The following is a 17,879-nucleotide window of genomic DNA, read 5'->3' as shown; positions in this document are numbered from 1 at the left end:
CTCAGAAGAAGTCGTCCAGTCCGGACTGGCCGTCGTCCTCTTCGGTGTCGTCTTCGGGAGATTCTGCTGCGTCGCGGTCCAGAACGTCGTCCGCACCGTTCTGGCCCGCGTCGTTCTCGTTCGCGTCGGTTCCGTCTGTCGTCGCGCCGCCGCCGTCACCGGTCGCCGCCCCCTCGTCGTCCGGAACCGACCCGGCGAACGCGCCGCCCGTGTGCGCCTCCATCTCCGCCTCGCGCATCTCGCGGGCGTCTTCGACGACGGACTGGACTTTGTTCGTCGTCTCCCCGCTTCCGGTGACGAACGAGACGGCCGACTCGTCGAAGTCGTACCAGGCGGCCATCGCGACGGTCACGTCGCGCGGTTTACAGTGGTGGGTGATGGTCGCGAGAAACGGCAGGACGTCACGTCGGGCCGTCCCCATGGAGAACCCGCCGGACTCGGCTATCTTCCGCACGACGTCGTCGCGCGTCTTGTTCCGCGTCGACCGGTACGGTGCGCCGCCGTACCGGGTCCACCCGCCGCGGGTTCGGTCCCGCGCCGCCGCGACGCCCGCCGCGACGTTGTCGCCCGCGTACCGCCAGTACGTGTAGTCCTGCGTCGCCATCACGCGACCCAACCAGACGTCGGCGTTCGCGAGGAACTCGTAGGCGCGGGCGAGTTCGTCGTCGTCGTAGACGAGGCCGACCTTGTCCTCTATCCACTTGACCTGGTTGTCGGGCGTCTCGTCCACCGAGTACGACGCCTGCAACGCGTCGCGGGCGGAGTCCTCTTTCAACACGGCGTCTAAGTACTCGAACAGCCCGATACCGCGGTCGCGCGACCCGGTGACGACGTCTTCGACCGTCAGATGGTCGCTCCCCTCGGTGGCCGCCTGCAGGTCGTTGACCGCCGACCGGAGGTCACCGCTGTTCACCTCGGCGATGCGGTCGAGTGCGTCGTCGTCGAACTCGATGCCCTCCTTTCGGAGGATGTCCCGGAGGACGGGGACGATAGAGCGCGCCGAGACGTCGCGGAACTCTATCTCCTGGGTGGCGTTGCGGAGACCGTTCGCCATGTCGTAGTACTCGTTAGCGATGAGGACGATGGGTTGGTTCGACTCCTTCACCAGACGGGTGATGGCCCCCGCACCCCCGCGGTCGTAGTTGCCGTGGATGTTGTCGGCCTCGTCCAAGATGACCAACTGCCGTCCCTCGCGCGTACCGCTGGCGTCGCCCTGCGACGCGCCGGCGAGCGTCGTGTTCATCGCGGCGCGGCCGGCGAACCGTTCGATGACGTCGGCCGTCCGCTGGTCCGACGCGTTCAGTTCGACCGTCTCCCACCCCATGTCAGCGGCGAGTGCGTGCGCCGCGGAGGTCTTACCGACGCCGGGCGCACCGTGGAGGACGACGGCCTCGCGGTGTTGGTCCCACGTCTTCCCCCACTCGGCGAACGCGTCGCGGGCCTTGTTGTTTCCCCGGACCTCCGACAGCGTCGACGGCCGGTACTTCTCCGTCCAGTCGCTCATTACCGGAGGGAGGAACGAGGCGCGGTTAGTGGTTTCGGAGCGCCGTTCGCGCCGCCGGACGGCCCGGCCCGCACGCTTATTCGAGAGCCATTCGGAACGTTCGCCCGTGTCACCGTTCGTCCTCTTGCTCTCGGCGACCGTACTGGTCGCGGCCCACTTCGTCGCCGGACGCGTTCGAGGGTTCGGTCGCATGCCGCGGAGTCGCTGGCTCTCGCTCGGTGGCGGTGTGTCGGTCGCCTACGTGTTCGTCCACGTCCTCCCCGAGTTGACGGAGCACCACCAGACCCTGACGGCCGGCGAGAGGACGGCGAGCACGTTCCTCGGCACGGTGGATAGTCACGCGGTGTTCCTCGCGGCGCTCTTCGGGTTCGTCGCGTTCTACGGCCTCGAACAGTTCGTTCGGCGCTCTCGTCGGCGGCCGGACGGCGCGCCGGACGAGTCGGGGACGCGAACGTCGACCGGTGTCTTCTGGCTCCACGTCGGGTCGTTCGCGGCGTACAACGCTCTCGTCGGCTACCTGCTCGTCCACCGCGAGACGGCGGGCGCGTGGAGTCTCGCGTTCTACGTCACGGCGATGGCCGTCCACTTCGCCGTGAACGACGTGAGCCTCCGCGAACACCACCGCGCGACGTACGACCGAGTCGGCCGGTGGGTGCTCGCTGGCGCCATCGCTTCTGGTGTCGTCGCCGGCCTCTTCGTCGACGTCTCCGAGACGATTCTCGGTCTCCTGTTCGCCGCCCTGGCGGGCGGAATTCTACTCAACGCCATCAAAGAAGAACTCCCGACGGACAGAGAGAGCCGATTTTGGGCGTTCGGTCTCGGAGCGACTGGCTACACCGCGCTTCTCCTCCTCACGTGACATTCTGTCGAATGTATTACTAGAAGTGGAAATAAATTAGACAAAAATAAATAATATCTCGAAAACATTTTAAAAACCAGAACATTCATCCCGAAGTACCCGAATACACTGGCATGACCGACAGGGGGGCATCGCCGGCCGTCGCGACGGCGTTCCTCGCCATCGTCGTCATCGTTCTCGGGGTCAGCATCGGGTCGCAGACGCTCGCCGTCTCTGAGCGAAGCGAGTCGGAAGCGAAGTTCGGTGTCGTCGACTGGGAGTACGAGAGCGACGAGTTCGTCGTGACGTACCACTCCGGAGACAGCCTCGCCGCCGAGAACGTCTACGTTCGCGTCGAGAACGTGAACGTCTCGGGAACACGACGAAACTTCGAGTGGCGGTGGGCCGAACTCACCGAGTCCGACCGCGTCGTCGCCGGCGAGAGCGTCGACGTACGGGGGGCCGTCCAGCGCGCGACTGACGGCGGTGACCCCCGGGTGGGGAGGGCATACAGACCCCGAGAGAGCCACCCCGAACCGTGGTCCAGCGTCGGATGGAGCGGCAGTCAGCAAGAAGGCCCACCGAACGGCGGCGACAACGGTCCATCGAACGGCGGCGACAACGGCCCACCGAACGGCGGCGACAACGGCCCACCGAACGGCGGCGACAACGGCCCACCGAACGGCGGCGACGACGGCCCAAGTACCCCGACGCCGACGGCAACGGCAACCTCGACGTCGACGCCGACCGCAACCCCGACGGCAACGCCAACCTCGACCCCGTCCGGAGAAGCAGACGGTTCGACTATCAGTTTCCGAGCGGCGACGGTCACCGTCGTCTGGGACGACGGCGACAACTCCCTCGTCCTCGGCGAGTGGGACGGCCCGGACGCCTGAACCGCGAGTCGTCTCGTATCCGACCGAGAGCGCCCGAAATTACCCCGTCAGCACCGAGTCCACGTGCTCTGCGACTCGGAGCGAGAGCGCACCGATGGTGAGCGTCGGGTTCACCGCGCCGCTAGTGGGGAAGACGCTGCTGGAGGCGACCCAGAGATTGTCGAGGTCGTGCGTGCGACAGTCCGCGTCGACGACGCTCGACTGCGGGTCCGACCCCATCCGCGTCGTCCCGATGTGGTGCGACCCCATGAGTTTGCTGTCGTCGATATCGACGACGCTCGTGACCTCCGCGCCGAGTTCGTCCATGACGTCTCGAACGACCTCCTCGGCGTAGTCGAGCGTCTCCCGTTCGTGGTCGCCGTACTGAAGCGAGACGTCCGGCACCGGCCGGCCGTGGTTGTCGGTCGTCGACTCGTCGAGCGTCACCCGGTTCTCCGCGCGCGGGAGCACTTCGCTGACCGCTCGGATGCCGACACCGTGGGTGCCCGCGGAGTCGACGTCGTCAAACAGGTCGTCGCCCAGTCGGACCGAGTTGAACGGGTCCGAGACGGTCTCTTCGAACGTCTCCGCGTCGGGGTTGCCCGCGAGCGTGCGGAGCTGTTGGACCGCCGTCTTGGACTGCATGAACCCGCCGGCCGTCGGTCCCGCCGTGTTGTGAAACACCAGCGCGAACGACCCCGGAACCCCCTCGTCGGGGGTGTAGAACTGGTCGGACCGACTCGACACGAAGCCGATGTTGTTCTGCCAGGTGTGCTCGTCTTCGAGGACGGCGTGCACCTCTATCTCCGAGTGGTCCATGAGATACCGCCCGACGGCACCGCTCGTGTTCGCCATGCCGTCGGGGTAAACGTCCGAATCCGACAGGAGGAGGAGTCTGGGTGTCTCTATCCCGCCGGCCGCGAGGACGAACGTCGTCGCCTCCTGTCTGTGCGTCTTCCCGTCCGGCGTCGCGTAGACGGCGGCGGTCACTCGCTCGCCGCGTTCGTCGTGCTCCAGTTCGAGCACCTGCGCCCGGTCGATGACCGTCGCACCGCGTTCTTCGGCGCGGTGGACGTGCTGTTCGGCGGTGTACTTCGCACCGACGGGACAGGCGTTACAGACGCCGTAGCCGTCGCAGGCCGGGCGGTCCCCGTCGGCTTCCGACGCGATGGCCTTCGGCTGCGTTGCCATCGAGATACCGAGTGCGTCGCAGGCCTCCGCGAACAGGCGGTCGCTGTACGACCGGGGAAAGCCGGGCATCGGGAACGGTTCCTCCCGCGGCGGTCCGTGCGGGTTGTCGTCCTCGCCGGAGACGCCCATCTCGCGTTCGGCGGCCGCGTAGTAGGGCCGAAGGTCGTCGTAGCCGATGGGCCAGTCGACGCCGGTCCCGTCGCGTTCGACCGACTCGAAGTCTCTCTCGTGGAGTCGAGGCGTGTTCCCGTTCCAGAGGAGCGACGACCCGCCGACGCCCTTGACGCGGACGTCGTTGAGTCGAGCGAATATCTCGCCCGACGACGAGTAGGCGTCGCGGTCGTCGTCGAGCCAGAAGTCGTTGTGGTCGAAGTCGGGCCGAAGCCACAACTCCGCCCAGCGACTGCGGTCTCGCGGCGAGTATCGCTCGCCCGCGTCGAGCACGGTGACGCGGCGACCCCGCGCGGCCAGCGCGTCGGCGACGAGTGCGCCGGCCGGCCCGGAACCGACGATACAGACGTCCGCGTCGGCGACCGGTCTGCGGTCGCCCGGCGAACGGGTGCTCACCGCGTCGGCCCCCGTTGGTACCGCTCCGTTCCGCCGGGATAGCCCGGCGGGTTCGGGACGCCGAACAGTTCGCCGCCTTTCGGATGCGTGACCAGCGCGTACAACAGGTCGTTCACGAGGTAGTGTCGAACGCGCTCTGCGCTCGTCCCGTTCGGATTCGCGTGTGCGGCGTAGGCGCCGATGTCGTCCAAGAGACGGCGGCGTTCCCGCGAGGAGAGCGAGGCCGTCGGTCCGCCGAACCGCGCGCGGGCGAACTGCTCGACGTCGTCGATCGCCGACGCGAGTCCGTCGAAGTGCCCCGGACGCGGTTCCGACCGTCCGAACACGAACGTCTCGACGAACTCCCGTTCGGCGGTGACCGCGGACGGGTAGACGACCGCTGCGATGGCCGTCGCCGCGTCCACGCGTGCTTCCGTGCCGACCGCCGCCGTCTCCGTGTCGTCCGCCACGTCGGCCACGCTCGCGGTCGTTCCGCTCACCGCGACGCCCGCCGTCAGTCCGCCGAGGGCGACGAGGGCGTCGCGGCGCGTGAGTTTCACGCGTCCCACCGAACCACAGTCGCCTCGACGAGACTCCTCGAAAACGCCTCCAGAATAGCCATTCTATCCAGCGAATTTATACAGAAATAATTAGTTACGAGCCAAGTACTGTCGTTCGGTCGACAGCCTCCGTGTTCGAGTCTCGCGTTATTGGCCGACTAAACCGCCGAACTACCGACTTCCGCTGACACGCGGTGACCGCCCGAGGCGAGTCGTCGACGCGTAGGCGAGCGCCGAGACGGCGACGGCACCGAGTCCGAACACGACGAGGTCACCCGCGGCCCAGAGGACGACGAGGACGCGACCGAGCACCGTCCCGATGGTACCGGACCCGGCGACTGCCGCGGCGTCCGCCGTCACGTCCGCCGCCGTCGCCGAGAGGCGGACGTCGTGGGTCAGCGCGGCGATACCCGTTCCGACGACGTACCAGCCCACAGCGAAGACGGCGACGAGCGAGACGCCGCGGAGGCCGACTCGCCCGTCGGCGTCGGGGCTGACGACGGCGAACGACGCCGTGTCGACGCGACCGAGCGTCCACAGAGCGAGGAGTCCGACGACCGCGACGAGTGCCGCGTCTCCGAGGAACGCCGCGTAGCCGACGAAGAACGGTTGCAGACCGAGCACCGGCGCGAGCCACGCTTCGACCGCGAGCGCGGTGACGACGGCGGCGACCGTCACGACGGCGTACTCGCCGACCTCCCGAGCGGTCGCCATCCGCGGCGCGGCTCCCGCGCGGGCGACTCCGGCGTGACCCCACAACAGACCGACTCCGAGCGGAATCGCGGCGACGCCGACCGCGTCGAGGACCGTCCACGCGCCGACGGACGCAGTCGCCGCGTCACCGACGAAGACACCGACCGCACCGCCGAGAGCGACGAACGGGCCGAAGACGACCGTCGCGGCCACGAGTCCACCGGCGAGGAGGTCCAGTGAGAGCCCCTCGCCGAGGAGCGCTCTCACCGCGGCGAACAGGACGATTACAGCCGCCACACTCGCCGTACGTACGTTCCACCATCTGTCATCTGCGGCGCGTCGCTTCACATGCGCGAGATGCGACTGCCGTCCTTAGCTACGGGCCGGCTAACGCTGCCGACGGGTGAGAGGCGCGGTGGTGCTCCCGACGAACTCCGACACCCCTCCACTCGACGACATTTTATATCGGCCGCGCCCGTATCTTCAGCCATGGCCGAACAGTCAGTCTCCATGAACCACGACGAGATAGTCGAGTTCCTCGGCTCCGGCGGCACCGCCGTCGCCGCCTTCGCGAAGGACGACGTGTCGTACGCCATCCCCGTCTCGTACGGCTTCGACGCCGAGCACGAGCACGTCTACCTCCGTCTCGCGTTCGCGCCCGAGTCCGAGAAACGCGAGTTCGTGAACGCCTCCAGTACCATCTCCGTCGTCGTCCACCAGAACACCCCCGACGGGTGGAAGTCCGTCGTCGCCCGCGGCGCCCTCCGCGAGGTGACGGAGGCGCAACTCGACTCGACCATCGTCGAGGCGATGCGGACGATGGACGTCCCGTTCGTCACCATCTACGACCGACCGACCGAAGAACTGACGTTCGAGATGTACCGTCTCGCTCCCGACGACCTGACCGGTCGGAAGGAGAAGACGATGCGTGGGGTCGAGTGACACACCGGAGGTAGCTTCTTTTCGGGCGACGGTGTGGTCGGCTACGAGTTCCCCATCGAGATACGGACCGACCGACTGCGCCTCCGCCGCCTGACGCGCGAGGAGGTGTCGCCGCTGGAACTGTACCGGTACTGCCGTGCCGGTGCCGAGGCTATCGACGAAGTGACCGAACACGTCCCGTGGGGTCCCCACCGCACGCCGAACGAGTCGCGAGAGTTCCTCGCCCGCACCGAGAAGATGTGGGACGAGGGACGCCGCGGAGTACGCCATCCGACTCCGGGACAGCGTTGGCGACACCGATACCGGTGACGCCGACGGGGGAGACGACGAACTCGTCGGGATGGCCGGACTCGACTTCGACTGGGACAGAGACGTCGCCAAACCCGGTATCTGGCTCCGAAAGCCGTACTGGGGCCGCGGTTACTCCGGCGAACGCGCCCGCGCACTGCTGACGCTCGCGTCCGACCGACTCGATATCGACGCCGTCCTCGTGAGCGTCGCCGCCGAGAACGACTCGTCCCGACGGGCGGTCGAGAAGTACGTCGACGCCGCGGGCGGCCGGTTCGACGGCGTTCTCCGGCGGGAGATGCAGTTCGCCGACGGGTCGGTCCGCGACGAGGCGCGGTACTCGATTATCCGAGCAGAGTGGCGCGAGGCCGGCGGCGCCGAGGACTCGGTGTCGTTCACGGAGTCGCTCTCGGACTCTCCCTGACCGGTCAGAGGTCGCGGGCGACCATCTCGCCCCAGTGTTCGAAGCCGTAGCGGTCGTAGAACGCCCGCGCACGGTCGTTCTCGCGGTCCACGTCCAGTACCATCCGATCGAGGGGGAGGTCCTGTGCGCGGGCGCAGTCGAGTGCCGCGTCCATCAGGTCGTCCGCGACGCCCGTCCCGCGCGCGTCGGGCGCGAGGAATATCTCGTTGAGGACGGCGGCGTCCCAGACGAACGACAGCGACTCGGGGAGGACGAACGCGTAGCCGACGAGTTCGTCCTCCACCGCGGCGACGCTGACGCATGCCGGGTCCTCGTCCACACAGCGGTCCACCCACGCCAGCCACCGTTCCCGGTAGTCGTCGGTGAGCTTTCCCTCGTACTTCGACTGTTTGTCCTCGGGGCCGGTGTGCTCGCCGATACCCAGTTCGAAGCCGCGTTTCAACTCCCACAGCGCCGCCGAGTCGGTCGACTCGTACGGTCGGACGGTCGTCTCGGTCATGCGCTACCGTCCTCGGTCTACCGACAAGAACGCGCCGAAACCGGAGACTCAGCCGACGAACCGGCGGAGTCGCGACCCCCACAGTCTGACCGGGACGACGACGAGAGCGAGGAGGACCATCCCGAACCGAAAGCCCGTCGTCGCGACGGGGAAGATTCGCTCGACACGCCCCTCCCCGGGAGTCGCCTCCACTCCGCGCGTCGGTTCGGCGTCGAGGACGGTGCGGAACTGGAAGTTCGCCGTCGTCCGCGTCGGCTTCGGGTCCGGCGGCGACAGTTCGACGAACGTCTGCACCCAGCCTCTGTCGGTCGAGTAGACGAGTCGGCCGTCGAACGTGTAGAACCGGTCGTGCACCGGGTAGAACGCGTTGACGCCGCCGACGAACAGGTCGGGGAGGATGCCCGCGGCGAGGAGACAAAGGGCCGCCATCCACGCGACTTTCACGCCGCGCGCGCCGTACCGTCGCCAGAGGAGGGACGCTGCCCCCCGTCGCGTGTCCCACGCGAGGACGGCGAACAAGAGGAGCGGTAGCAAGAACGTGTGGCCGAGCGAACGGTGCGCACCGGGGAGGAACGGTTCCGCGACCACGTCTAAATCCGGAAGCGCGGTGAACGCGAAGACGACGAGGAGGCTTCGGCCGTCGAAGTCGTCGCCGAGGAGGGCGGCGGCGAGCAACCCGGCCAGCGCGAGGTGGACGATAGTCGATGGCACACAGGAGAGTGACGCGCTCCACCTCTTGAACGTTCCCACGGCATCTCGTCGTTCGTCGAACCCGACTTTCGATACGCTTTTGCGCACGAGTCACACAGCTTTTACCGAGCATGGTCGGGGACGAACAGCGGAGTGAGCGTCGATGAGCGACGTTCCGCGCGACGAACTCGCACGTCGAATCGCCGGTGAGATAACGTTGAGCGACGACGCCGGTGCGACGCTTCGGAAGTGGCGGACCGACTTCGACGTCTCGCAGACGGCGCTCGCAGAGCAACTGGACGTGTCGTCGTCGGTCATTTCCGACTACGAGAGCGGCCGTCGCGAGAGCCCCGGTATCGGCGTCGTCCGCCGGATGGTCGAAGCCCTCCTCGATATCGACCAGTCGCGCGGGGGAAGCCGAATCCGACAGTACGCGCGCGTCATCTCCGCCGGGTTCGAGAGCGACATCGTACAGGACCTCCGCGAGTACTCGACGTCGATGCCGCTGGAACGCCTCTACGAGGTGATGGACGCGACGGAACTCGTCCGCGGGGACCACGACCACGTCAGCGGTCACACCGTCATCAACAGCATTCAGGCCATCACGCGTCTCTCCTCGGAGGAGTTTTACCGGCTCTACGGCCAGTCGACGAGTCGCGCACTCGTCTTCACGGGCGTCAGTCGAGGGGAGTCGCCCCTGGTCGCGATGCGCGTCGTGAACCCGACGCCGAACGCCGTCGTCCTCCACGGCCTCACCGAGGACGACCTGTGGGAGCACGCACCCGCACTCGCCAGCCTCGACGGATTCTCGCTCGCCATCTCGAACCGCGACTTGGACGAGATGTTGGCGGACCTCCGGACGCTCTCCTGAGACGCGCAGGTCCGCTCGACGCTGTTGTTAGCCGACAGACGTTTTTGTCGTCTCTCGACCGTCTGTATTATATTGTTGGAAACCAACTGGTAACCGTGACTGAATCTGTAGCGGACGTCGTCGAGCGGTTGGAGACGCTCCAGCCACGGGAGGGTCTCGACTACTTCGTCGAGTCGCTCGAAACGGAGGTCGGTGAGGGGCTTCGCGGGGTGTTCTACGGCGACTTCGAGACCAGATCATATCAGGTGGCGTACGCTAATCCGACGGTACTCGACGACTACTCCTCGAACGACGTCGAGGACATCGTCGACGACATCGCGTTGGAACAGCTCACCGCGCGGCAACAAGAGAAGCTGTACGAACCGCTCGGTGAACTCGAAGTGACGGTTCGCGTCTTCGAGGGGGGAATCAACGTGATGGGCTGGGGAACGACGGAGATTCCGACGGTGTACGTCGGACTGGACGGCGATACGGCGAACATCAGACCGGCGACGCGGTTGCTCCGTGCGCTGTTCTCGGTGTAGACTGCCGACGAGAGCGAACGTTCGTGGGGGACGTAGCGCGCAAAAATCTGTCTCGGCGGCGAGCGCTTCCCCGCCGGTGACGGCTGCGACCGCGCCGCCGAGTGAGGACTACGTACTCGTCTCCGCCGACCCGAAGCTGAGCGACGACTCCTCGGTCAGGTAGATGTACCCGACTGCGAGCGTCGCGTATATCAGCAGTATCGGGACGTACCACCGAGGCGACATCGCCGGGTTGACGAACGCCGCCCAGTAGGCGACTGCGAGACTTCCGAGCGCGAACGTCGCCGCCTGCCAGTGCCGCGCCACGTCTGTCGCGACACGCTTGACGAACGATTCGTCCGACTGCCCGTCGTCCGCCGCATCCTCCGTAGCGGACGTACTGACACGGTCGGTCACGTGCCACCTAAATGATAGATGGTTGTAGATACTAAGGCGTGGTGGCGACAGCCCCGAGCGAATCAGTTCCTGCATTATCTACGGCGACACACAGTCTCACAAATTTGTAATATATTTTATTATTTAAGATATACATTATTGGGTATGCCGTACGTAACCGGTCTCGAAGGAAGCTACCCCGAAGTGCGTCTCGACGAGCGAGATGACAAACTCGATGCAGTTCTCACCTATCGGCTTCGATTCGATGACGACGAGAAACGACTGAATCTCCGCTACGCCGTGTTCGCAGCACTGTACGAAGTCGACGACTGGCTAGACAAATACATCGCGTGGCCGAACGGTGGTCGGTTCGTTCGGTTCCTTCGCGTGCCGCAGCGAACGACTGACGCGCGGTACAAAGACGACTTCGTCGGCTGGTTCCCCACGCGAAACACGCGGCCGGAAGATGGAGATACCCAAGACTTTGAGGTACGACTCCGTCTCTCGAACGACGTCCGGCGACGTCTCGGCGGGAGCGACTTCGAGTTGGGGCCGAACTCTGAAGTCCTTCGGGCCGCCGACACTCGAGAGGACCGTCTCGGGAGAAACAGCCTCAACTCGCTCAAATTTAGAGCTATCGTCGAGGCACACCCCTCGCTCTCGGCGACGACGTTCAGCACCGAACTCGAAGCGGAACTCGGGCAGATAATTCTGTAACGCGTTCGTGCGAGCGGTCCCCGCTATTCGACGTACTCGTAGCGTCGTTCGTTCATCCGGCCCCACCCCGTGAAGACGAACTCGTCTTCGGGGGCGGTGAACTCCTCGACGTCGACGTCTTTGTCGTGGTTGTGCACGTCGTGGACGAGTTCGTACTCGTCGTACGAGATGTCGTACCGGCGGGCGAGTTGCTCGTCGACTTCGACGTCCTCGACGTGTTCGGCCCAGCCTTCAACGACGGTTTCGGCGTGAATCTCCGCCTGCGCGCCGGAGCCGTACGACCCGACGAGCAGTCGCTTGCCGGCCATCTCCTCGCCGCGTTCGAGGGCGTCGCGGAGCGCGGACAACCGCGCGATGTGGACCGACCCGGTGTACCAGTTGCCGACGTTCCGCGAGATGCTGAGCGTCGGTTCGATGGTCCGACCGTACCACTCGCGGTACATTTCGGTCTCTTTCAGTTCGTCCATGTACGCGCGGATGGCCTCCTCGTAGTCGTCCCACGTCTCGAACGCCTCCTCGCGGGGTTGGAGCCCTATCTCGTCGGCGAGTTTCTCTTCGACGTCCGTGTCGCGCGTCATGTGCCGATAGCCGAGGACGGCCGCCTTCCGGACCATCCCCGGGAACGGCGTGTGGAACGGGATGTACTCGAAGTCGTCGGGGTGGGTGTCGCCCGCGACGGACTCGTAGTCCTCTAAGGCCTCGCGCATGCGTGCGAGGTACACCTGCACCGACCGCTTGCCGTCGACGCTCGGGAACTGCTGGTTCGGCTTCAGGAAGTCCGTCTCGTCCGCACTGCCGTAGCCCTGTTCGGTCGAGAGTTCGACGATGGAGGGGTCCTCGTCGATGAGCATCGCGACGGCACCGGCGCCCTGCGTCGCCTCGCCGGGGTCACCGCGGGCGTACAGAGCGGTGTCGGTTGCGATGACGAGTGCGGCGCGGCCGCGGTTCCGGCCCGCTTTGATCCAGTTGTACGCGTCGTCGATACTCTGGGTCCCCGCGAGACAGGCGAACTTCCGCTCACCTTTGTTCGCGTGGTGGAAGTCGCCGTCGTACACCTGTTCGAGGCATCCGGCGATGTACGTCGAGACGGGCTTGGAGTTGTCGAACGCGGACTCCGTCGCCACGTCGATGCGTCCGATGTCGTCGGGGGTCAACCCCTCGCGGTCCATCAACTGCTTCGTCGCGTTCGCCCCCATCGTGACGATGTCCTCGTACACGTCCGGGAACGACGACGACTCCAGGCCGAGTCCCTTCGTGTACTTCTCGGGGTCTTCACCCTTCTCCGGTGCGAACGTGTTCGGGAGGTCGAGTTTCAGCTTCCCCGTCCAAATCTCGATGGCGTCGATGCCGACGGCTGTCATGCTCCTCCATTCTAAGCCGGGGCATATGGGTTTGTCGATGGGGTGTTACGTCAGCTGTCGAAAAACCGGCGTTCGTCGCTCAGCCCTCTATCGTCGCGCCACCGAACGTCGCGGAACTCGTCTCGGTGTTGGTGAACTCGACGCGGAGGCGGTACGCCTGCGCGTCGCCGGAGAGACCCGAGACGGAGTACGGGCCTCCGCTCCCGTCGAGGGCGACGGCCGAACTCGTGTCGTCGACGGAGCCGTCGCCGTCGGTGTCCATCTCGACGTAGACGTCGATTCCGGTGCCGGAGGGGAGCGTCGCCGTCACGTCTTTCAGTTCGACGTTACTCGCGTCCAGCGAGCCCTCCTTCCAGTCACTCGTGTACGACCCGCCGTTTCGGGCGTCGTAGAGGTCGTCTATCTCGCTCTGCGAGAGTGCGCGGTCGTAGATGCGAACCTCGTCGAGGCGGCCGTCCAACGTCCCGAAGTCCTGCGGGTTGCTCCCCAAGGCGACGGGGACCGACGTACTCGTATCGATGTTCCCGGACTTCGAGGTGGAAGCGACTTCGTTCCCGTTCTTGTAGATGCGCATCTGGCTGCCGTCGTACGTCGCGACGGCGTGAATCCACGTGCCGGAGGTGAGACTCGTACCGCTCGGTGCGACGAGTTTCGTCGTCGACCCGCCGGTCTTCAGGCGGAATCGGAGCTGTTGGTCCTGGGCCTCGCTGAACATCCAGTAGTGATCCGAGTTCGAACTGCTCGTCGTCTTCGAGACGAACCGCATGTCGTTCGCGGTTCCCTCCCACGTGTCGGCGTTGACCCAGAGGGAGATGGTCATCTCGCTACCCGACACGTCCATGTTGTCGTCGATGTCGACGCGACTACTCGCGCCGTCGAACTCGGACGCCGCCGTGCCGAACACTCCCGTCTGCCCCTGCAGAACGCCGTTCTTCGTCGTTCCGTCGTGGGTCCCGGCGACGTCTTTCGTCGCTCCCGATGACTCGTCCAGCGACCAGTAACTCACGAGATCCGAGTCGGTTGCGGTGTAGCCGACTCTGAGCGTCTCGTCGCTCCACCCGGTGTTCGGCCGCGTCTCGTGGACGACGTTCGTCCCGGACCCGGCGTCCCAGTCGGCCGCCGTCTCCCACGTCAGCGTACTCGTGCCGGGGTCGTTCGTCGGGTTCATCGTGAACGTCGCGCGTTCGGCCGCCGACGAGTTGTCGTCGATAGTGAGGTTGAACGTCTCCTGAACGACGGGGTCCGGTGCGGTGTAGGTGAACGTCACGCGGCCGTCGGACCCGGTCTTCGCACTCGACGGTGCGAGGCGCGTGTCGGGGACGCCGCTGGTGTTCACGAGTGCCCCGCTGACGGGGTTGTTGAACCGGTCTCGGACTTCGACGGTGACCTTCCGTTCGTCGTTCGCCGAGACGCCCGCGCCGTCGCCGCGGACGGGGACGACGTAGGCGGGCGGTTCTTCGGTGACGGCGGCGTCGGAACCGAGTCCGACGTTCGCGACGGAGAGTTGGTAGTCGATTCCCTGCTGGAGGGTGAGCGTGACGACGTTCGGGTCGCCCGTCGCGTCGTAGTCGACGCCGGTGACGTAGCCTTCGCCGGACCCGCTCTGAGTCTTCACCGTCACGTCGTCGACGTGCCAGTAGTCGCCGTCGGTACTCGACGCGCCCTCCTGTCTGAACCGCACGGCGAAGTTGGGATGCGTGGCGTCCGACGCCGAGACGACTTTCGACTCGTCCACGATGGTCCCGTCGGGTTCGTCGGCGTCGACTTTGTCTATCTGCACCCAGTTGCCCGCGTCGTTTCGGTACTCGACGAACAGGTCCTCGTTCGTTCCGACGTCGGGGTTCTCGCTGAACGCGTCGTCGCCCTTCCGAACCCAGTAGTCCACGACGACCTGCGACCCCGCGGAGGTGTCGAGGTCGGGCGAGACGATGCTACCCGCACCGGATCGATGGTACGCGCTGTGATTGCCGGAGTTCGACGTGTTCTCGTTCACACCCGCGGCCGCGTCCGCATCTCCGGGGTCGTGCGTCCACGACTCGGAGGCGAGCGTTCCTCCCTCGAAGTCTGCACTGTGGTGCGTCGTCGTCGACACTGACGACAGTTCGTCTTCGAGCACCTCGTTCCACGCGGACTCCGACAGCGTCGTCGGGATACGGAGCGTGACCGGGCCGCCGTCGTCGCGAATCGTGACCGTCGTCTCCGACGCCGACACGGCGTTCGGGTCCACCGAGACGGTGCCCGAAGACGACTGTTCGTAGTCGCCCGCCAGCGTGACGAGCGAGATTCGACGGCCGTCGACCATCGCCTGGTCGGTCAGACTGAGGTTCGCACCGTTGTCGAACGAGTTGTAGAGAACGGTGTGTTCGTAGCGCGTCGTCGGCGCTTCGTCGTACCGCGAATATCGCGGTTCGTAGACGAACGCGTTGGTGTCGAACGACTGCGACCCCTCCCAGTAGTCTCTGACCTCGGGGTCCGCCGCCTTCGAGTTGTTGACGTACACCGCGCCGAGCGTCTCCGTCGAGAGCGACCCCGACGCGGGCGGCGGATTGACGAACATCGTCCGTTGCGGGTAGCGTGTCCCGAGGCGGACGCTCACCGGGTAGCGTTCGCCGGTCGACCCGGCACGGACGACGGCGTTTCGCAACTCCTGGAGGTCCGTCTGCACCTCGTCGTTGTGTTCGAACTCGACCGCCTTGTTGTCCTCCGGGACGACGGTCGCCTGATAGACGGACATGCTGATGATGAGGAACCCGAATATCAGCACGGCCCCGATCTGGACCGTCACCGCTCTGTCCTCCCCCCCAAATCCCATTACATACGCGTTCGTGAGTGTACTACAAAAATACTAGTCTTCGTGAGACGTTCCTCACTCGTCTTCTTCTTCGACGACTTCGGGGTCGCTCATGGCGCTCTGGAGACTGTCGAGACCGTTGAGCCACTCGGAGACGAGGCCGTACTCGATGTCCTCCGCGACGGACATGTCCAGTTCGTCGCCCTCGATGATGCGCGTCCCGGCTTGCACGAGGTAGCCGAGTGCGGCGTCTAAGTCCTCCTCTTTCTCGGCCGCCGCCGCGGCCTCGACGTACTCGCCGAGGGGTACCGCCTCGGCCGGTCCGGCGACGATGTACTCCTCGGCGGCGTAGAACACGCAGACGAGACTCGTCTGGACGCCGTCGATGAGCATCACTTTCTCCTCGACGTCGTCGCCCTCGAACGTGGGTTCCGAGAGGACGATGTCGCGGACGCCGGTGAGTTCGTCGAGTGCGGCCTCTTCGGAGAGGGTGTCCTCCTCGTACGCGGAGACTATCTTCGCGATGGCGATGGCGGCGTCGTCCTGCAGGTTCAACAGCAGTCGAGCGGAGTCTTCGTTCTCGGGGTCCAGTTCCTCCTCTTCGACTCTGTCGAGCCAGTTCTGCCAACGGTCCTCGGTGTAGTATGTCTCCTCGGCCTCGGTCATGTCTCATGAATCCCCGTGGGCACTCAAATGCCTTTCCTATGCACACTCACCGAGTCAGCGTCTCTCGTGTGTCGATGCCGTACACGTCACGAGGCGTCTCGACGTGCGCAATCTCGACGGCGTCGTCCAGTTCTTCCCCTAGCATCCACCGCACTCGGCGTGGCACCGTCTTCGGTCCGAGTACCGCGCCCGGCCGGTCGGCGTCGTCGACGAAGTCCGTCTCCATCAGGAACGGGTCGCCCGATTCGGCGGCGCGTTCGAGTCTGTCCTTCTCGCTCATCACGCTCGGCGTCGGTCCGGCCAGTCGCCCCGCCGCGTAGTGTTTCACCACCTTTTTTCGCTCCATGCCGGCGGCCTCGGCCCACTCGGCCACCTCGGTGAGGTCCTCCGTCGCCTCCGTGTGGAGTTGGACGGCGCAGTCGAGGTCCGCGCCCAGCGAGAACGCGTGGCGCATCACCTCGTTGGACGCCTCCCAGACGGCCTCGGAGACTTCGTAGTGGGGTCGTCCGGACTTCAACGCGAGTGCGTCACCCGCCGCGACGTACTCCGCCGCCGCGTCCAACCCGGCCTGCATCACGTCGCGCGCCTCGGGCGGGGTGAAGCCTCGCTCTTCGACCAGACGCGAGACGAGTCCGGGGTGGACGCCGAGGACGGGCCACGCGCGGCCCGGGAGCACGTCGTTCGCCGCCGCGACGGTATCGATGGTCTCCTCGAACACGGCGTGGAAGTCCGCGCCCTCCGTCGCCTCGACGCCGTGGTGCCACGACGGTTTGTTGACGACGAGGAGGTGGGTCCCGCCGAGGTTCGCGAAGTCGCGCACGGCGTCGATACCGCGGCCGTGCGTCCGGTCCAAGTGGAGGTGGTTGTCGAGGACGGGCGTCTCGAGATGTTCCATGGCCGGCCGTTGGACAGTGCGCGCAAAAAGGCTGCTCGCTCGCGACTCGCCGTCGTTACTCGTCGTAGCCGACCATCGTGGGGCCGTCGTCTTCGAGGGTGACCCCCTCCGTCGCCGCGTTCTGGAGGGCGTCGGACCGGCCGAACTCGCCCGGCGCGATGGCGAGCGTCCGGAGTCCGTAGGCGTTGGCCGTCTCGATGGCCGGTTTGAAGTCGGTGTCTCGGGAGGCGATGGCGACGACGTCCGCGCGGCGTTCGACGGCGAACCGCGTCACGTCCACCGCGAGTCGCACGTCGACGTCGCCGCTGGTGACGACGACTTCGAAGCCGCGCGCCTCGGCGGCCTGAATCAGGCCGGGCGTCGCGTGTTCGTCCAGATAGAGGCGGGTCGCCGTCGGCCGTCCGACGGCGGCGGCGGCCTCGCGCACGTCGTCTAAGTCCACGTCGAACTCCTCGCGGAGCACGTTCGGGCCGTCGACGAACAGGGCGACGCGCAGTTCGTCGTCTCGGGCGGTGCTGTCGCGGGCGTCGGCGCTCTCGTCGACGCCGTCTTCCTCGGTGTCGGCGTCGGCGTCGTTCTCGGCCGCGGCGGTCCGTCGCGAGCGGTCCATACCTCCGGTATCACACCGG

20 protein-coding genes are annotated in these 17,879 nt (G+C 66.1%); 8 read left to right on the top strand and 12 right to left on the bottom strand.

What is annotated here, in order from left to right; all coding sequences use genetic code 11:
* Window position 1: 1 nt before the first annotated feature.
* Window positions 2–1,504 carry a replication factor C large subunit gene (locus BM282_RS13980; protein ID WP_089882112.1) on the bottom strand — a complete coding sequence of 501 codons (1,503 nt, stop codon included), beginning with the start codon at window positions 1,502–1,504 and terminating at the stop codon, window positions 2–4.
* Window positions 1,505–1,610: 106 nt separating this feature from the next.
* On the opposite strand from BM282_RS13980, the gene BM282_RS13975 reads away from it, so the two are divergent.
* Both BM282_RS13975 and BM282_RS13970 read left to right on the top strand, forming a co-directional pair.
* Entirely contained in the window at window positions 1,611–2,363 is a 753-nt protein-coding gene (locus BM282_RS13975; protein WP_089882110.1) for a hypothetical protein, read from the top strand.
* A gap of 113 nt (window positions 2,364–2,476) precedes the next feature.
* The gene (locus BM282_RS13970) at window positions 2,477–3,238 is read left to right on the top strand and encodes a hypothetical protein (protein WP_089882108.1); all 762 of its coding nucleotides are present in this window, start codon (window positions 2,477–2,479) and stop codon (window positions 3,236–3,238) included.
* A 39-nt stretch (window positions 3,239–3,277) separates the two neighbouring features.
* On the opposite strand, the gene BM282_RS13965 is transcribed toward BM282_RS13970, so the two are convergent.
* The 3 genes from BM282_RS13965 to BM282_RS13955 form a co-directional block, all read right to left on the bottom strand.
* Window positions 3,278–4,975, bottom strand: a complete 1,698-nt coding sequence (locus BM282_RS13965; RefSeq protein WP_089882106.1) for a GMC family oxidoreductase — start codon at window positions 4,973–4,975, stop codon at window positions 3,278–3,280.
* Complete coding sequence (locus BM282_RS13960) at window positions 4,972–5,514, bottom strand: hypothetical protein (RefSeq protein WP_089882173.1); 543 nt, start codon at window positions 5,512–5,514, stop codon at window positions 4,972–4,974. The genes BM282_RS13965 and BM282_RS13960 overlap by 4 nt, the downstream gene beginning before the upstream one ends.
* A 171-nt stretch (window positions 5,515–5,685) precedes the next feature.
* Complete coding sequence (locus BM282_RS13955) at window positions 5,686–6,504, bottom strand: hypothetical protein (protein ID WP_089882104.1); 819 nt, start codon at window positions 6,502–6,504, stop codon at window positions 5,686–5,688.
* 192 nt (window positions 6,505–6,696) lie between these two features.
* On the opposite strand from BM282_RS13955, the gene BM282_RS13950 reads away from it, so the two are divergent.
* Genes BM282_RS13950 through BM282_RS13945 form a run of 3 tightly spaced genes read left to right on the top strand, consistent with a single transcriptional unit; the run spans window position 6,697 to window position 7,861 of the window.
* Window positions 6,697–7,149: a pyridoxamine 5'-phosphate oxidase family protein gene (locus tag BM282_RS13950; protein WP_089882102.1), complete on the top strand. Its 453-nt coding sequence runs from the start codon at window positions 6,697–6,699 to the stop codon at window positions 7,147–7,149.
* A gap of 33 nt (window positions 7,150–7,182) precedes the next feature.
* A complete protein-coding gene (locus BM282_RS18880; protein WP_245758371.1) occupies window positions 7,183–7,458 on the top strand; it encodes a hypothetical protein in 276 nt (91 codons plus the stop codon).
* 31 nt (window positions 7,459–7,489) lie between these two features.
* On the top strand, window positions 7,490–7,861 hold the full coding sequence (locus BM282_RS13945) for a GNAT family N-acetyltransferase (protein WP_342712820.1): 372 nt from the start codon (window positions 7,490–7,492) through the stop codon (window positions 7,859–7,861).
* Between the two features lie 4 nt (window positions 7,862–7,865).
* Here BM282_RS13945 and BM282_RS13940 read toward each other — a convergent pair whose 3' ends face one another.
* Both BM282_RS13940 and BM282_RS13935 read right to left on the bottom strand, forming a co-directional pair.
* Complete coding sequence (locus BM282_RS13940) at window positions 7,866–8,360, bottom strand: GNAT family N-acetyltransferase (protein ID WP_089882100.1); 495 nt, start codon at window positions 8,358–8,360, stop codon at window positions 7,866–7,868.
* Window positions 8,361–8,408: 48 nt separating this feature from the next.
* The gene (locus tag BM282_RS13935; protein ID WP_089882171.1) at window positions 8,409–9,071 is read right to left on the bottom strand and encodes a metal-dependent hydrolase; all 663 of its coding nucleotides are present in this window, start codon (window positions 9,069–9,071) and stop codon (window positions 8,409–8,411) included.
* 142 nt (window positions 9,072–9,213) lie between these two features.
* On the opposite strand from BM282_RS13935, the gene BM282_RS13930 reads away from it, so the two are divergent.
* Window positions 9,214–9,921: a helix-turn-helix domain-containing protein gene (locus tag BM282_RS13930; RefSeq protein ID WP_089882098.1), complete on the top strand. Its 708-nt coding sequence runs from the start codon at window positions 9,214–9,216 to the stop codon at window positions 9,919–9,921.
* Window positions 9,922–10,016: 95 nt separating this feature from the next.
* Window positions 10,017–10,445 (top strand): hypothetical protein, encoded by a 429-nt coding sequence (locus BM282_RS13925; protein ID WP_089882096.1) that lies wholly within the window; start codon window positions 10,017–10,019, stop codon window positions 10,443–10,445.
* Window positions 10,446–10,553: 108 nt separating this feature from the next.
* On the opposite strand, the gene BM282_RS13920 is transcribed toward BM282_RS13925, so the two are convergent.
* Entirely contained in the window at window positions 10,554–10,841 is a 288-nt protein-coding gene (locus BM282_RS13920) for a hypothetical protein (protein ID WP_089882094.1), read from the bottom strand.
* A gap of 144 nt (window positions 10,842–10,985) precedes the next feature.
* Between BM282_RS13920 and BM282_RS13915 the strand changes: the two genes are divergently transcribed.
* Window positions 10,986–11,537: a hypothetical protein gene (locus BM282_RS13915; protein ID WP_089882092.1), complete on the top strand. Its 552-nt coding sequence runs from the start codon at window positions 10,986–10,988 to the stop codon at window positions 11,535–11,537.
* Between the two features lie 23 nt (window positions 11,538–11,560).
* Here BM282_RS13915 and hmgB read toward each other — a convergent pair whose 3' ends face one another.
* The 5 genes from hmgB to BM282_RS13890 all read right to left on the bottom strand — a co-directional run bounded on the left by hmgB (window position 11,561) and on the right by BM282_RS13890 (window position 17,860).
* Window positions 11,561–12,898, bottom strand: a complete 1,338-nt coding sequence (hmgB, locus tag BM282_RS13910; RefSeq protein WP_089882090.1) for a hydroxymethylglutaryl-CoA synthase — start codon at window positions 12,896–12,898, stop codon at window positions 11,561–11,563.
* Window positions 12,899–12,977: 79 nt separating this feature from the next.
* Window positions 12,978–15,710 (bottom strand): LamG-like jellyroll fold domain-containing protein, encoded by a 2,733-nt coding sequence (locus BM282_RS13905; RefSeq protein WP_089882088.1) that lies wholly within the window; start codon window positions 15,708–15,710, stop codon window positions 12,978–12,980.
* A gap of 54 nt (window positions 15,711–15,764) precedes the next feature.
* Entirely contained in the window at window positions 15,765–16,355 is a 591-nt protein-coding gene (locus BM282_RS13900; protein ID WP_089882086.1) for a DUF2150 family protein, read from the bottom strand.
* A 46-nt stretch (window positions 16,356–16,401) separates the two neighbouring features.
* Window positions 16,402–17,250, bottom strand: a complete 849-nt coding sequence (locus tag BM282_RS13895; RefSeq protein WP_089882084.1) for a TatD family hydrolase — start codon at window positions 17,248–17,250, stop codon at window positions 16,402–16,404.
* 55 nt (window positions 17,251–17,305) lie between these two features.
* Window positions 17,306–17,860: an NYN domain-containing protein gene (locus tag BM282_RS13890; protein ID WP_089882081.1), complete on the bottom strand. Its 555-nt coding sequence runs from the start codon at window positions 17,858–17,860 to the stop codon at window positions 17,306–17,308.
* Between the last annotated feature and the right edge of the window lie 19 nt (window positions 17,861–17,879).

This window comes from Halogeometricum limi (assembly GCF_900115785.1).
Taxonomy (GTDB): domain Archaea; phylum Halobacteriota; class Halobacteria; order Halobacteriales; family Haloferacaceae; genus Halogeometricum; species Halogeometricum limi.
The sequence above is the reverse complement of the archived record's forward strand: the minus strand, read 5'-3'. Positions and strand labels throughout refer to the sequence as shown.

Bases quoted from the DNA above. Each gene is read 5' to 3' on its own strand.
- BM282_RS13980 (WP_089882112.1), bottom strand. From the start codon at position 1,504: ATGAGCGACTGGACGGAGAAGTACCGGCCGTCGACGCTGTCGGAGGTC.
- BM282_RS13970 (WP_089882108.1), top strand. From the start codon at position 2,477: ATGACCGACAGGGGGGCATCGCCGGCCGTCGCGACGGCGTTCCTCGCC.
- BM282_RS13950 (WP_089882102.1), top strand. From the start codon at position 6,697: ATGGCCGAACAGTCAGTCTCCATGAACCACGACGAGATAGTCGAGTTC.
- BM282_RS13945 (WP_342712820.1), top strand. From the start codon at position 7,490: ATGGCCGGACTCGACTTCGACTGGGACAGAGACGTCGCCAAACCCGGT.
- BM282_RS13940 (WP_089882100.1), bottom strand. From the start codon at position 8,360: ATGACCGAGACGACCGTCCGACCGTACGAGTCGACCGACTCGGCGGCG.
- BM282_RS13930 (WP_089882098.1), top strand. From the start codon at position 9,214: ATGAGCGACGTTCCGCGCGACGAACTCGCACGTCGAATCGCCGGTGAG.
- BM282_RS13915 (WP_089882092.1), top strand. From the start codon at position 10,986: ATGCCGTACGTAACCGGTCTCGAAGGAAGCTACCCCGAAGTGCGTCTC.
- hmgB (WP_089882090.1), bottom strand. From the start codon at position 12,898: ATGACAGCCGTCGGCATCGACGCCATCGAGATTTGGACGGGGAAGCTG.
- BM282_RS13905 (WP_089882088.1), bottom strand. From the start codon at position 15,710: ATGGGATTTGGGGGGGAGGACAGAGCGGTGACGGTCCAGATCGGGGCC.
- BM282_RS13900 (WP_089882086.1), bottom strand. From the start codon at position 16,355: ATGACCGAGGCCGAGGAGACATACTACACCGAGGACCGTTGGCAGAAC.
- BM282_RS13895 (WP_089882084.1), bottom strand. From the start codon at position 17,250: ATGGAACATCTCGAGACGCCCGTCCTCGACAACCACCTCCACTTGGAC.
- BM282_RS13890 (WP_089882081.1), bottom strand. From the start codon at position 17,860: ATGGACCGCTCGCGACGGACCGCCGCGGCCGAGAACGACGCCGACGCC.